A 13953-nucleotide genomic window follows, 5' to 3' on the forward strand; every position below is an offset into this window, starting at 1 on the left:
TTACAGTATTGTAAAAACAAAAAAACACCTCATTTATGAAGTGCTTTTCCTGTTTAAGTATTTTATTCTACATCATTTTTTGATCCACCACTGGCTGTCTTTACGGTCGGAGCGTTTCACCCCATTATCCAGCGTATAAGCGAAACCGATTCCAAGAGTTTGTTTTAACTGCGTTTTTTCTATCTGATTATGATCGTAGAGCAAATCTACCGTCACATTGGATGAGATATATTTGTTTACTTTCAGGTTCAGTAAAGCTCCATAAGCAAGAACCAATCTATCCGGACGGTCGAGGTAATTCGAGAAAACAGAAGCTGTATTGGTTAAGTAAATATCTTCCATTATTTTCAGTTTATATATTGCCGTTCCCAGGAAACCGAATTGCAGTAAGGAGGTATCACCGTCATTTTTTAACCCATAACTTCCAGCCGTCTGAAGATCTTTATCCAATACAAAAGTCCATCTGGCGTTGATAGGACGTAAAGTGACAGTCAGATCATCATTCGGTCTGTATGTGATACCCATACCGACATTCAGATAACCTGGCGCCATAAAATTTGATATTTTCTTCGCCTCAGGATTATTTCCATCTTCATACCCTGCTGCAAACTGTGACTGTAAACCAGCTCCTGAAGAGAAATACCAGCTTTTTGAAAACTTCCTCCCATAATTGGTAGAAACATTGATCACATCCTGGGTTTTTCTTATTCCTAACCCTTTTGTGTCATTCTGCCCATAACCCAGTATAATAATATTCTCCCAAAGATCTTTGTCTTTTTCATAGGTTATATTGTAATTGACACCGGCAAGCCATCCTACGTTGTTGGCACCACCTCCTACCCAGTTTGAAAAGGCAGCCTGGTTAATCATTAATGTATTTTTTCCCATTACTGACCAGTATTTTACAGTGTCTGCAACTACGGAATCTTTTTTCAATTCTTCTTGTGCACTTGCATTTATTCCTATAAAACAGGAAAGAATCAATAAAAACTTCTTCATTACTCTAAATAATTTTCAATGCAAAAATATTAATATAATTTTTTTTAAGGTAAATCTGGCTTTAAAAGAATCTGATTTCAATAAAGTTTAATCACCTCATAACAAGATATTTCTATAAAATCAATGCCAAAATAATAAGTTCAACAGTTAAATTTAATACCTTTTGTCTTAAAATCAGGTCGGTAGAAACTTATTCATCGCCAAATTTTCCGAAATTTATCATTGGCTTTTGATTTGACGTAAAATCCACATGTTCAAAAATGTAATTTCCAAAAGAGCGGTTATATACCCATTGCTAATGCTTTCAGCGATGTGGTTCGGATATTTTTTACAAATGCAGGGCTTTTTTCAAAGCTGTTTTGGAGCCATTATTCCTCTCTTGCCCGAGGGATTATTTGGCATAGTTACATCTCCCCTCTTACATGGAAACATCGATCATATTATAGGAAACTCTATCCCGATAGCGGCACTTATGTTTTTATTATATCAGTTTTACCCTGTGGTAGCCAATAAAGTTTTTATTATCGGCTGGCTGGCAACGGGGCTTTTGGTATGGCTGCTTCCTCCAATTGACATTCTCACTGGCGAATATATGTACACTTGTACCATCGGAGCCAGCGGTGTGGTATATGTTCTTGCTTTTTTCCTTTTCTTCAGCGGGGTATTCAAATGGAATACAAAACTTCTTACTATTTCAATGCTTGTAGTGCTTTATTATGGCAGCTTGGTTTGGGGAATGCTTCCGGAAGAACTGTTTTATAATATGCAGGAACCGAGTAAAATTTCATGGCAGGCCCATCTTTCCGGAGCTGTAGTAGGCAGTATTATTGCGTTTGCTTTTAAAAACGTAGGAGAAAAGAAGAAAAAATTTATCTGGGAGTTTCCGAATTATTATAGCGAAAAAGATGATAAATTGTGGCAGGAATATAAGGAAAATCATCCTGAGGATTTTATGGAACTTCCCTACAAGAAAAAAGATGATATCTGGGATCATCTGGAGGAATTGAGAAAAAGATAAAACTTAATTTACTACATTTGAAGAAAAACACACATGATTTCCGAAGAATACTTATATTCAATCGCCCTTCGCGAGTGCAGCCAGATTGGCGACATTCATTTTCATAAGCTTGTCCGTACATTCGGAAGTGCTCAGGATGCCTGGAAAAGAGCAAAAAAAGAATATAAAAAACTGGAAGGAATAGGACAAAGAACGGTTTCAGACATTGGAAATAAGGCTCATTTGGAATTTGCAGAAGAAGAATTGGATTTTTGCGAAAAAAATAATATTCAAATAAGGCTCAGACACCTTCAAGAAACCCCATCCCTGCTTAATGAATGTAATGACGCACCGGCTATTCTTTATCAAAAAGGAAATATTGATGAGGCACAACCAAAAGTAAGTATTGTAGGAACCCGTAATATGACAACTTATGGGAAGCAGTTCATTGAAGACTTTTTTGAAGCAACACAATCTTCAGAATATACATCTGTAAGTGGTCTCGCTTTAGGCATCGACAAAGAAGTTCACGAACAGTCTATTCGCCACCGGAAACCTACCATTGCGGTTCTTGCACATGGTTTCAGGTATTTATATCCGGCAAAAAACAGAAAACTTTCTGAAAAAATTTTACAGGAAGGAGGCGTATTAATAACAGAGTTCAGCTCTGCAAGAAAACCAGACCGGGAAAACTTCATCCAAAGAAACAGAATTGTGGCAGGAATATCTCCGGCAACTATTGTAGTGGAAACCGGTTTTGGAGGAGGCTCTGTAAGCACAGCTGCCTTCGCTAATGATTATAACCGTGATGTTTTTGCGCTGCCTGGAAAAATTACAGACAGCTGCAGCCAGGGATGTAATCAGTTGATATTCCATAATAAAGCAACAGCCATTTCTACCTTAAAAGATCTTATCGGACTTCTCGGGTTAAATGGTCCCAAAGAAAAAATGGAAGAGTTATTTCCTTATTGCGAGACTACCTTACAATTATCTGGCAATCAAAACTTAATATACCAATCTATTAAAGACCAGCCTCAGATTTCATTAGATGATCTGGCCCAGAGAATTGATCTTGCCACTCACAAAATTTTACCAATAATTTTGGAATTGGAACTTTTAGGGAAAGTAAAATCATTTTCCGGGAGACAATTCATCGCCATTTAAGATTTAATGATTTCTTAATACTGCATTATTTCACACATAACATTTCATTTTTAACAAAATTTGAACGTAAATTATTAATTTAATAATATTACGGAACATTATTATTTAATTTTTAACAATGTTAAAATATAGTGTTGTGAATCTTGAAAAAAAAATTAAATTTGTTGACAATAATATTCAACCTTAATATATGGAACAATATAATATTGACCAGAAAATCCAAGAGTTTATTGCAAAAATTGAAGCAAAAAATCCTAACGAACCGGAATTTTTACAGGCTGTAAAAGAAGTTGCCGTAACCGTAATTCCATTCATTGCTACTAAAAAAGAATATACCGGAATGAAGCTGCTTGAAAGAATGGCTGAAGCTGAAAGAATTATTATTTTCAGAGTTCCATGGGTTGATGACAAAGGAGAAATTCAGGTTAACAGAGGTTTCAGAATTCAAATGAACTCTGCTATTGGACCATACAAAGGAGGAATCCGTTTCCATCCTACTGTAAACTTATCCGTTCTTAAATTCTTAGCTTTTGAACAAGTATTCAAAAACTCTTTGACAACTCTTCCAATGGGAGGTGGTAAAGGAGGTTCAGATTTCGATCCACAAGGAAAATCTGATATGGAAGTAATGCGTTTCTGCCAGGCTTTCATGACAGAATTGTGCAAGCACATCGGTCCTGAAACAGATGTACCTGCGGGGGACATCGGTGTTGGAGCAAGAGAAATCGGATATTTATTCGGACAGTATAAAAAAATCAGAAACGAGTTTACAGGAGTTCTTACAGGAAAAGGTCTTGCTTACGGAGGTTCATTAATCCGTCCTGAAGCTACAGGATACGGTGTAGTATACTTCGCAGAGCAGATGCTTAAAACGATCGGACAAAATTTCCAGGATAAAATCGTAACGGTATCAGGTTTCGGAAACGTAGCGTGGGGAGTGATCAAAAAAGCAACTGAATTAGGTGCTAAAGTAGTAACGATCTCTGGACCAGATGGATACATCTATGATAAAGATGGTATCAGCGGAGAAAAGATCGATTATTTATTAGAGCTTAGATCTTCCGGAAACAACAGAGCGGAAGACTATGCTAAAAAATATCCTTCTGCTGAATTCCATGCTGGAAAACGTCCTTGGGATGTGAAGTGTGACGTTGCCTTCCCTTCTGCAACTCAAAACGAATTAGATCTAGATGATGCAAGAAAATTAGTTGAAAACGGATGTGTTTGTGTGACTGAAGCTGCGAACATGCCTTCCACACTTGATGCTATCAACTATTTCTTAGATAATAAAGTATTATTCTCTCCTGGTAAAGCTTCCAACGCTGGAGGTGTTGCAACATCAGGATTAGAAATGACTCAGAACTCTATCCGTCTTAACTGGACTTCCGAAGAAGTTGATGCAAGATTAAAGGAAATCATGATCGGCATCCACAAAGCTTGTAGAGACTACGGAAAAGACGAAGACGGTTATGTAAACTACGTAAAAGGTGCAAATATTGCCGGCTTCGTAAAAGTAGCAGAAGCAATGTTGGCTCAAGGAGTTGTGTAACGAAAAAAAACAAAGGTTGGGAAAAACTCCCGACCTTTTTTGATATAGCCTGTTCCCGGGATAATGGGAAAAAAGTAAAAAGTGAAAGGAGAAAGCGCTGCTATATGCAGCGCTTTTTTTATTTTTATATCATGCAAAGCACGTTTACAAATATTGATGAATACATTTTCCTGTTTTCGGTAGAAATACAGGAAAAGCTTCAAGAACTTAGGAAAGCAATTCATTTACAGGTTCCGGATCTTGAAGAATATATTGGATATCAGATGCCTGCCTTCCGGTACAAAGCAAAACCGTTGATTTATTTTGCGGGTTACAAAAAGCATATCGGATTCTATCCGGGAGCTGAAGGTATCCGGAATTTTGAGACAGATTTTAAGGAAAGAAAATATAAGTTTTCTAAAGGCGCTGTCCAATTTCCAATTAATGAAGATCTTCCACTGGATCTCATTACTAAGATCCTGCTGTTCAGAGTGGAAGAAATTGACCAAAAAAAATCCTGAAATACAAGATTTCAGGATTCCGGCTGGTGTTTGCTAAAGTGCTTTACTTTTTCTTCTTTTTGTCTTTCTTCTCTTCTTTAGGAGCATCTGCAGGTTTAGTAGCATCAGTAGGCGTTGTACTTACTGATGGATCCGTTGCAGGTGCAGTTTCCATTGTAGTTGCAGGTGATTTTTCCTGTTGATTCTTTGGATCCGAAGGACTTGTAGTCTGAGTATTTGGTTGTTGAGTTTGAGTTGTCGTAGTGTTATTAGTAGAAGTATCGGCCGGCTTTTGTGTTGTTGATTGGGCTGATACTGCGATTACTCCGACTAATGTAAACGCTGCCGTTAAAAATAACTTTTTCATAATATAATATTTAAATGATTGTTTAACTAAAACGAAGCATCATTTGTGAAATTATATGTAAAAAGCTTATTTAACGGAATTTATAATTATTTAAGAGGAATTTGCAAAAAATAAGTTCGGGTGATTTGGTTGGAAGACTGATGCCGGAAGCTGGAAGTTTATTCCGGTTAAAAGACTTTAATTAAACCGTTTTTACTCTCAAAACTTCCCTCTCCCTCCTCCTGCTTCCATCCTTGAAATCTACTTCTCTATATTCTTCATCATTTTTTCTACAAATTCAAATGCTGCAGGACAGATAACCGTATTTTTAAGCATCAAATTATTGATCTGGTAAATCTTCTTACGGTCTGTATGGGGATATTCCCGACAAGCTTTTGGTCTTACATCATAGATAGAGCATGTATTATCACCATTCAGAAAAAAACAGGGAAGATTTTGCAGAACTTTATCATTATCTTCATCCACTCTTAAAAACTTTGCTTCAAAGTCTGCAGACTTCATTCGGAGATGTTTGGCAATTCGCTCAATATCTTTTTCAGTATAGAGAGGACCGGTTGTTTTGCAGCAATTAGCACATTGCAGACAGTCTATTTCTTCAAAAACTTCATCATGGGTTTCCTGTACTGCATAGTCGAGGTTTTTGGGTGGTTTCTTTTTTAATCCGTCCAGAAATTTCTTATGCTCTTTCTGCTTTTGTATCGCTTGTTTTTTATAAAAATCTAAATCCATTTATCCTTTGTTTATCACTGAATCCGGGAGTTCTTCTTTCTTATATTCATTGATTTTATCCAGATCCAGTACCGTTGAAAGATTTTCTTTGTTTGGATAATACATCGGAACAAATTTAGCTCCATATACAATTTCTCCTGTAGTATACGAAGACCTTTGAACCACCGTATTTGAAAACACTTCATCAAACGCGCGTACCTGTACGATAAGTTCCATATCCGTATTTTTAAAATCTTCCTCAGAAAATCCGTAAAACGGAGAGTTTTCATCAATTTTATGCACCACAGTCCAGTTGAGAGCCAGCGTATTGATTTTGCTCATCTGTGTCGTAAGCCCGTAAAAATTACTTTTGGCTACTCCGTTTTCTATCACCTCAATGGCTACAGATACAATAACGTCTGCATCCGTCAGCGCATTATTCTTATAGGGAGCAAGCCTGAACATTAATGCTGAAGATTCCTGAAAAGGAGCAATAACGGCTATATCAGAAAACCTAAGATAGGCACGGGGCCTTGAAAATCTTCCGTAAAAAAGCCCTGTAGCAATGGCAAAGGTAAGCAATCCCAGAAAAGCTTCAAAAGTAGCCACAAGACTTGCCAGAAAACCTACAGGAGCGATTCTTCCATATCCAACCGTAGTAAATGTCTGAGAGCTGAAGAAAAAAACATCAATAAATTCATTAAGCGGATCACTCTTATCAATCCCGGTAAGATGTTCTACACCAATAAGATAATAGATCATAGCAAACAAAAGATTAATGATGATATAAGCAATAACCAGATAAGATATAAAACGGAATGAAGAGAGATTCAGCATGGTGTGATACCAGCTTAGCCTGTTAAAAACGTTCACTCCTCTTCTCTGAACATTCGGGAGACCATCTTTATTGATAAACCTTCCTGAGGCATTGGTTCCGAAACCACTGTTCTCCGCATTTTTCTGACGGATCTTTTTTCTGAGTCCTCCTGTCATTTGTTAATCATTTTGACTTTGTTATATTATGATTTTCCTCTATCAGTAAGCCATCTGATGATCAGCTCTTTTTTCAACTTACAGATATTCAAAAAGCAAAGTTAAGAATAGAATCCATTAAGATATCAATGCTTTTTAGGAATCATCCTTTAATATTCATCATTCAGATGACAGATTGCTTTATCAAAGGGCTTTATTGAACTTTCATTCAAAAGAACTAAAACAAAAAAACAGCAGAAATTTTGAATTTCTGCTGTTTATACAATCTTTATTAAAATAGTTTTATATAGGTTGTGCCGGTGATTCCATTACCGTAACACTTACATTGCTGACAGATTTTACAATCCCCGATTCTCCATGTATATTGGCAAGAAAATCAGGAAAGCTTTCGATAGGAAAGGCCCAATAATAATGTCCATCTACAGGAGAAGGAAAGTTGGCTTGCAATCTTCCGGTTAATTTCATAGGTACAAAGTATTCAACAGATGATCCTTTCAGTTTCGTAAGGACAGAAATAGACTTTTTAGAATTGGCAGGAACGATGGTCTTGTAGCTGCTGGTCTCCGTAATTTCTTCAGAGTTTTCTGTTCCTTCCGTTGTATCTCCTCCCACCACAACTTTTGTGCTTGCCGAAGCTTTTGCCACTAACGGAATATCAACGGATACTGATGCTGCCACTTCAAATGAACCTGAGACAGTACGTTTCCAGGAGGTAGAATATCCTTTTTTATAAGAATAGGTTACCGTAATTTCACTTTCTCTGTCGCCATTATTAATCGCCTCCGTGGTATAGGCATTATCCGGTAAATCCACCCCATCTGTTTTTATGGATACCTCAGGAGTTCCCAGAACAATGGAAACATTAGGATTAGGAGCTGTATTCCGTGTATCTCCATCTACAGAAAGGTCAGGATTAAAAATAATTCCATCCGGAACCTGACCAGAGTAAGCAAAAACATTTTTCAACCTCGTTCTTTCTCCGGAATAACTAATATCATATCCCATATCTTTCAGATGATTGGGCCTGAATGGGATTTCACGCTCTTCATTAGATGAACGATAGCGGGCACTCAGTCCATTATTACCTGCCAATTTAAACTCATCTACAATTTTCCAGCCTTGCTGAAGCATTTTCGCCTCTGTAAGCTGCGAATTCTTTACTTCAGAATAATTCACTTTTTCTGAATCATCATTAATAGTACTCACTTCATCCCTTGAACATGACACCGAAAACATCAGTAAGAGAATACAAATAGAATTGATTTTTTTAGTCATTTTAATAATTTTTTAGTGTTTAATAATTAAATTTACAAAAAATGGATTCTTTTAAGGTATTTTTTTGCGAATTAATCAAATTTTAATCTTTCCCAATTTTTTCATTTTATACTCCTATATTTTTACAGCACGGGTTGTAAAATACTGTCTATATGAAATTTATCAATTTCGGGACTGGAATTTTTAATGTGAATTATATTAAATTTGAACTATGAAAAAGCTTGAATCAAGAGAAGACATTGAATACCTTGTCAATTCATTTTACAACAAAGTTGTTAAAGATGAAACCATTGGATTCTTTTTTAATGATATTGCTAAGGTAGACTGGGATCAGCATCTTCCTAAAATGTATTCTTTCTGGGAGTCTATTCTTTTCGGGCAGATGACCTATAAAGGAAATCCAATGGGTGTACATTTCCCGATTAACGAGATACAGGCGATGGAACAAAAACATTTTGACAGATGGCTGCTGCTTTGGCGCACTACTATTGAGGAAAACTTTGTAGGAGAAAATGCAGACATGGCAATCTACAAATCCGAAAATATAGCCAAACTTATGGCTTTCAAAATGGAGCTGGCCAGAAGGCTCTAAGTGCTTTGAGTTCCCGTTTTGAAGTTTTCGGGAATTGATTTCAAATGGAATTCTTTTTGCTTTTTTAAGGAACTATTACTGTAAAGATATAAGCTGCCAGATTTACCAACAGAACAGTACCATAAAGAACATTTGTCTTACCGCGACTTAAAGATAACATTACAATAAATACGGATAAAGAAAGCAGAATAATGTCTTTTTTGTCCAAACCTAATACAAGTGGAATATCATACATAATGCATACCGCTGAAACTGCAGGAATAGTAAGACCAATACTTGCCAGTGCAGAGCCTAATGCCAGATTTAAGCTGGACTGGATTTGATTGGCTCTTGCTGCACGGATCGCAGCAACCCCTTCAGGAAGAAGAACTACGGCAGCAATAATTACCCCAACCAGGGATTTTGGAGCTCCAAGACTCTGTACCATACCTTCTATGGTATCTGATAATCCTTTCGCCATCAGTACGACAATAACAAGACAAATCACCAGAAAAATAAAGCTGATAAGCGTTTTTGGTAAAGAAGGTATATAATGTTCTTCAGGATGCTCATCAGGAACAATAAAGTAGCTTCTGTGTCGAACCGTCTGTACCATCAGGAAAACCCCGTAAATGACAAGACATGCTATGGATATAAAAATAAGCTGTGCTTCGTTATAGAATGGTCCGTTGACACTTGATGTAAAATTGGGAAGAACAAGGGTAAGTATCAGAATGGAAACAATACTCACCAGATAAGTAGTTGCTGAGGTTCTTGCGAAGAACTGCTCATGATATTTAAAGCCGCCTGCCAAAATACATATTCCGAGAATTCCATTAAGAATAAGCATTACAGCAGCAAAAACCGTATCTCTGGCCAGCGTGATCGCCTGATCTCCGCCGGCAACCATCAGCGAGATGATGAGTGCCACTTCAATAATGGTGATGCAAAGAGCCAGAATGATGGTCCCAAAAGGCTCTCCTACTTTATGAGCTACAACTTCAGCATGATGTACTGCTGATAAAACACTTCCGATCAATAAAATACCGGCAAGAATATCATTAAAGACACCACTTCCCATAAAACCGGAAAAATAGTACCCTACTGCCAGAATAGGAAAAATATAGGTATAATGTAAAAGTTCTTTTAGTCTCATATCGTGACTACAAAATACAAAAAATCTATAATAATTTCAATATTAAAAGAAAATATTAATAATATTTTAATGAGGCCAGAAGTTAAAATCCTGATAATCTGTGAACATATGAAACAGAAGCCCGATTCCTATAATCCTGATATTTCCTTTGAAGAACAACAGCAAAAAATACACCGCAATGGCGTAATAAGAATGTAAAAAATGAAAACCTATGCTTTCTCTTGAAGGATCAAAAACAGGATTGGCAAAAAGATGGTCAAGATCTACCAGCATCGTAGCGAGAAGAATGAAATATGCCTTTTTCCAGTTTTTACGATAAAAAATCAATGCGATAAAAACAGGAAAAACAAGATGCAAAAAATAATGCGTAAAAGTTTTGAGCAATGCGATGTCTGATGAAGCCATTCATGAAAATTTTATTCGGGTTCTTTGCTTACCATCGTAAAATTAAGGGTAATTCTCCTTTCTTTGCTTTTATTTTTATCCAATAATGACCGGATTGATTTCCGTACAATACATAATCGATATCTGAGATGATTCTTTTTTCAGTGATACTCAGTGTTTTCAAAGAAGAATACAACAACGCATTATTTCTGATTACAATATAGTTTTCATTTAATCGGGGCGGCATTGCTATCGGATTTCGGGTCGATTTTATCGTAATTCCATTATTATGCTGAATGATTTTATTCGGTTGAAAAGGAATTGCCGTGAATTGATTTTCATTATTGATCCACTTCTCAGACTGGAAATACTGCCAGGTTTTCTCAGGATCATTACTCAGAATATCGACCATATAGCTGGGCTGGGTGATCTTTTGAACCGTCTTTTTTTCAACTTCATTAAAATTATCATCATATTCATACGTGACGATGGTATCATTGATCTGTTCGAGATCTGCCACGGCTCTTAAAGAATTTATCTGCGAAGAATCTGCTATCCGTTTATTGAAAAAATGAGAAAAATTTCTGATGTTTTCTTTGTCTAATTCAAGTTCTAGAAAATGATTTCCTTTCTCAGCTTTTGAAGCAATCGTATTAAGAATCTCCGGATTTGAATTATTATTGATTTCAATTTCATCCTCATTTAGCTCAATGGAAAAGTTTCGGATCTTATGTCCTGAAATGAATGAAATGCTTCCCAGTGTATTTTGAATAAATTTATCTGCATCCCAAACATGATGTAGAGAACTCTGTAGAAGTTTTTTCTGAATAGTTTCAAAAGCATGATCTGACGTTCCCGCAATGCAATAATTTCCGTCTATCATAAAGAATAACTGATCCTTCTGAAAGCGGTTATTTCCCTTATCCACAGCCTTTTGATCCTTTAAAAAATCAATGACCTTCTGTTGATCTTTAAGTTCCAAAACTGTGTACCATTCGGACAGCCTGGTGTTTTTAATATGGAAGACCTGCAGGAAATCCGGTATTCTGATCCCTGAATATTTTACTGATCCTGAACTTTTACTCTTTCTTTTACTTCCGGACCATTTTGAAGGATGAGTTACTAAACTGAAGAGGTACTGTCCCGTTAATTTCTTCGTGTCAATTAAGACCACTGCATCTGCATTATCAGGAATATATTGAAGGCTTTTATCTTTGTGAAAAGCTACAAAATATACTGCAACAGCCAGCAATAAAAATAACGGGATAATAATCTTCCTTTTTTTCATCTATAAAATTTGAGGCTTCTTGTCTGTTTCCTTTGTTTTAAAAACCTGATCGAATATATCAAAGAAATACATTAAGCTGTTTTCCGAAGAATCTTTGATGTTATAATTCATCTCAGTCTGGATACTTTCTCCTTTTACTTCTGTTTTATAATACAATTCTCCAACATTTTTTTTGATCGCCTCCAATGTTTTTCTCTCTTTCGGACTTTTGAATTCTTTATCTAATCCTGTTAAAAGTTTCCGGATATCCAGTCTTCCCGACAAAGGATATTTCGCTGAATCTTTTGCCCATTTTCTGGAAATATCAGATTGGTCTACCGGCAGAATATTATCTGCTGAACTCATAAGATACACTACTCCATCTTTCACGCTAAAGAATAGCTGATCCACATAGCCTCCGTTTTTTTCTTCTTTAAATGTGTACAAATCTCCTTTTTTAGAGAATCTTTTAGAAAGCTTTTTATTGGTCGCAAGCATATCAAAAATACGGTTCCAGTAGCCTTCGTTCTCTGTTGCAAAAGCGAAAGTGAAGTTGGGAACAGCAATCTCTTTGGTTTTCTTTACTTCTTTTTCATTGAAATCTGCATCGTATTCATAATCGGTGTATTCTACTGTTTTAGATTTCAATTCGTTTAAAACAAAGATTCCGTTTCCGGGTGCAATTTTGGTAATTGCTTCTTCATCCAGTACAATTTTCATGGTTTCCATGATCAGCTCCATTTCTTTTTTGTACTCATTTTCTCCGGAGTTCTGAAGAAGGCTGTACATCATGTCAAAGCATTTTGCTCCATTCACATTCATTGCATAGTAACCGACACTTTTTTCATTGATCAGTTGCAGCAGCTTTTTGTTTTTCTTTCCTTTATAAATGGCAGAGATATTCTTTTGAATGTCATTATTTCTGTGCTGATAATTATTCACCAGTCTTACTTTGTCTTTATCAAAATACAGATTGTATGTATAGTTGGAGTTGTACATGTTTTTGAAAAACTGTCCGTAGCCGTAATACTTCGTCATTTTTCCGTAGATACCTTCATTTACAATTCTTCCATAATCTGTGTACACAAAAACATCGGAATTGGCATCTCTGAATGTAAGCATCTCTTTTGGAACTTCAATTTCTAAATTTGAACTGAAATATTGGTCAAAACGATCTTCAGCGTTCTTTTTAACAACCTTAAAGTTTTCTCTTCGGATAGAGTCCTGTTCTTTCTGGTAGGCTTTAGCTTCTTCCTCATCATATTCTGCATCAGGCATTTCCTCTCCATTTTCAGAATTCTCAGCAGTTTCCTTATCTGCAGGATATTTATGATGTTTCTCCAGGTATTTGATATCTTTCTGGATTCTTGCGATCTCGTTATTATTATCTTTAATACTTTCTTTCAGATACTTGATATCTTCCTTCAGGCTTTTGATTTCTTCTTTGTAATCAAACGGCTTTTCCGGCTCTTCGGTATACACTGTATCTCCCGGCTCTGCGTAAGCGGAGTCCACCACTGCAACTGCTGTACTGTCTGCAACTGCTTCCTCTGCCCAAAGATCCTTATACGGTTTTGTATAGCTGATCATGCTGAGAACAGCACGGCTTCCGTTCCACGCTACAAAAATATCATCATTGATATCTACATAAGAATAGTTCTTTCTGCTGGAAACTTCCTGTCCTTTTTTCTTTACAGAATTAATAAACTCCTGGAACTTTTCTCTATTATCAATGATAAAATGGGTATTATAAGCTTTAATCGAGTCATTAAAACTTGCATAGTGATATTGAACAGCATCATATTTGATTCCTGTTTTGGAATAATCTGTCCATGAAAGATTTTCTTTGCTCTTTTTGCTGAGCTCATGCAGCAAAGGGTTCAGTTTATTCCAGTTGATTTTATTATTAAGCTGTTTTCCGTTAACTTCCATATAAAATACGGCATCGGAAGGAATTTTCATGCTGTTTTGAGCTAAACCCCATGTAAAGCCAAAGAGAACGAAAATAATGGTTTGTGTTTTTAATAAGATAGATTTCATGACT

At 36.3% G+C, this 13953-nt stretch carries 14 protein-coding genes; 5 read left to right on the plus strand and 9 right to left on the minus strand.

What is annotated here, in order from left to right; genetic code table 11:
* Positions 1-72 precede the first annotated feature (72 nt).
* Positions 73-999 (minus strand): DUF3078 domain-containing protein, encoded by a 927-nt coding sequence (locus C8D70_RS05180; protein WP_076596481.1) that lies wholly within the window; start codon positions 997-999, stop codon positions 73-75.
* A 250-nt stretch (positions 1000-1249) separates the two neighbouring features.
* On the opposite strand from C8D70_RS05180, the gene C8D70_RS05185 reads away from it, so the two are divergent.
* The 4 genes from C8D70_RS05185 to C8D70_RS05200 all read left to right on the plus strand — a co-directional run bounded on the left by C8D70_RS05185 (position 1250) and on the right by C8D70_RS05200 (position 5209).
* A complete protein-coding gene (locus C8D70_RS05185) occupies positions 1250-2017 on the plus strand; it encodes a rhomboid family intramembrane serine protease (RefSeq protein ID WP_076596482.1) in 768 nt (255 codons plus the stop codon).
* Positions 2018-2050: 33 nt separating this feature from the next.
* A complete protein-coding gene (gene dprA / locus C8D70_RS05190; protein ID WP_110366581.1) occupies positions 2051-3160 on the plus strand; it encodes a DNA-processing protein DprA in 1110 nt (369 codons plus the stop codon).
* Between the two features lie 190 nt (positions 3161-3350).
* A complete protein-coding gene (gene gdhA, locus C8D70_RS05195; RefSeq protein ID WP_079243812.1) occupies positions 3351-4709 on the plus strand; it encodes an NADP-specific glutamate dehydrogenase in 1359 nt (452 codons plus the stop codon).
* A 131-nt stretch (positions 4710-4840) separates the two neighbouring features.
* A complete protein-coding gene (locus C8D70_RS05200; protein WP_110366582.1) occupies positions 4841-5209 on the plus strand; it encodes an iron chaperone in 369 nt (122 codons plus the stop codon).
* 43 nt (positions 5210-5252) lie between these two features.
* Here C8D70_RS05200 and C8D70_RS05205 read toward each other — a convergent pair whose 3' ends face one another.
* From C8D70_RS05205 to C8D70_RS05220, 4 genes are all read right to left on the minus strand, one after another.
* Positions 5253-5555: a hypothetical protein gene (locus C8D70_RS05205; RefSeq protein ID WP_076596485.1), complete on the minus strand. Its 303-nt coding sequence runs from the start codon at positions 5553-5555 to the stop codon at positions 5253-5255.
* A 240-nt stretch (positions 5556-5795) separates the two neighbouring features.
* Positions 5796-6284, minus strand: coding sequence for a YkgJ family cysteine cluster protein (locus C8D70_RS05210; RefSeq protein WP_076596486.1), 489 nt, complete (start codon positions 6282-6284; stop codon positions 5796-5798).
* A complete protein-coding gene (locus C8D70_RS05215; protein ID WP_110366583.1) occupies positions 6285-7256 on the minus strand; it encodes an ion channel in 972 nt (323 codons plus the stop codon).
* 282 nt (positions 7257-7538) lie between these two features.
* The gene (locus tag C8D70_RS05220; RefSeq protein ID WP_110366584.1) at positions 7539-8531 is read right to left on the minus strand and encodes a hypothetical protein; all 993 of its coding nucleotides are present in this window, start codon (positions 8529-8531) and stop codon (positions 7539-7541) included.
* A gap of 211 nt (positions 8532-8742) precedes the next feature.
* Here C8D70_RS05220 and C8D70_RS05225 point away from each other — a divergent pair, with 211 nt between their 5' ends.
* A complete protein-coding gene (locus C8D70_RS05225) occupies positions 8743-9123 on the plus strand; it encodes a group III truncated hemoglobin (RefSeq protein WP_076596489.1) in 381 nt (126 codons plus the stop codon).
* Positions 9124-9187: 64 nt separating this feature from the next.
* Here the strand turns inward: C8D70_RS05225 and C8D70_RS05230 are convergent, their stop codons facing one another.
* The 4 genes from C8D70_RS05230 to C8D70_RS05245 form a co-directional block, all read right to left on the minus strand.
* Positions 9188-10258, minus strand: a complete 1071-nt coding sequence (locus C8D70_RS05230; RefSeq protein WP_110366585.1) for a calcium:proton antiporter — start codon at positions 10256-10258, stop codon at positions 9188-9190.
* Positions 10259-10324: 66 nt separating this feature from the next.
* Positions 10325-10663: a DUF6122 family protein gene (locus C8D70_RS05235; protein WP_076596491.1), complete on the minus strand. Its 339-nt coding sequence runs from the start codon at positions 10661-10663 to the stop codon at positions 10325-10327.
* A 28-nt stretch (positions 10664-10691) separates the two neighbouring features.
* Positions 10692-11930, minus strand: coding sequence for a hypothetical protein (locus C8D70_RS05240; RefSeq protein ID WP_110366586.1), 1239 nt, complete (start codon positions 11928-11930; stop codon positions 10692-10694).
* Positions 11931-13949, minus strand: coding sequence for a hypothetical protein (locus C8D70_RS05245; protein WP_110366587.1), 2019 nt, complete (start codon positions 13947-13949; stop codon positions 11931-11933).
* Between the last annotated feature and the right edge of the window lie 4 nt (positions 13950-13953).

This window comes from Chryseobacterium sp. CBTAP 102, from assembly GCF_003201365.1.
Taxonomy (GTDB): domain Bacteria; phylum Bacteroidota; class Bacteroidia; order Flavobacteriales; family Weeksellaceae; genus Chryseobacterium; species Chryseobacterium candidae.

What these genes read in the sequence shown, in the direction of transcription:
- C8D70_RS05180 (WP_076596481.1), bottom strand. Translation starts at nt 999, where the DNA reads ATGAAGAAGTTTTTATTGATTCTTTCCTGTTTTATAGGAATAAATGCA.
- C8D70_RS05185 (WP_076596482.1), top strand. Translation starts at nt 1,250, where the DNA reads ATGTTCAAAAATGTAATTTCCAAAAGAGCGGTTATATACCCATTGCTA.
- dprA (WP_110366581.1), top strand. Translation starts at nt 2,051, where the DNA reads ATGATTTCCGAAGAATACTTATATTCAATCGCCCTTCGCGAGTGCAGC.
- gdhA (WP_079243812.1), top strand. Translation starts at nt 3,351, where the DNA reads ATGGAACAATATAATATTGACCAGAAAATCCAAGAGTTTATTGCAAAA.
- C8D70_RS05200 (WP_110366582.1), top strand. Translation starts at nt 4,841, where the DNA reads ATGCAAAGCACGTTTACAAATATTGATGAATACATTTTCCTGTTTTCG.
- C8D70_RS05205 (WP_076596485.1), bottom strand. Translation starts at nt 5,555, where the DNA reads ATGAAAAAGTTATTTTTAACGGCAGCGTTTACATTAGTCGGAGTAATC.
- C8D70_RS05210 (WP_076596486.1), bottom strand. Translation starts at nt 6,284, where the DNA reads ATGGATTTAGATTTTTATAAAAAACAAGCGATACAAAAGCAGAAAGAG.
- C8D70_RS05215 (WP_110366583.1), bottom strand. Translation starts at nt 7,256, where the DNA reads ATGACAGGAGGACTCAGAAAAAAGATCCGTCAGAAAAATGCGGAGAAC.
- C8D70_RS05220 (WP_110366584.1), bottom strand. Translation starts at nt 8,531, where the DNA reads ATGACTAAAAAAATCAATTCTATTTGTATTCTCTTACTGATGTTTTCG.
- C8D70_RS05225 (WP_076596489.1), top strand. Translation starts at nt 8,743, where the DNA reads ATGAAAAAGCTTGAATCAAGAGAAGACATTGAATACCTTGTCAATTCA.
- C8D70_RS05230 (WP_110366585.1), bottom strand. Translation starts at nt 10,258, where the DNA reads ATGAGACTAAAAGAACTTTTACATTATACCTATATTTTTCCTATTCTG.
- C8D70_RS05235 (WP_076596491.1), bottom strand. Translation starts at nt 10,663, where the DNA reads ATGGCTTCATCAGACATCGCATTGCTCAAAACTTTTACGCATTATTTT.
- C8D70_RS05240 (WP_110366586.1), bottom strand. Translation starts at nt 11,930, where the DNA reads ATGAAAAAAAGGAAGATTATTATCCCGTTATTTTTATTGCTGGCTGTT.
- C8D70_RS05245 (WP_110366587.1), bottom strand. Translation starts at nt 13,949, where the DNA reads ATGAAATCTATCTTATTAAAAACACAAACCATTATTTTCGTTCTCTTT.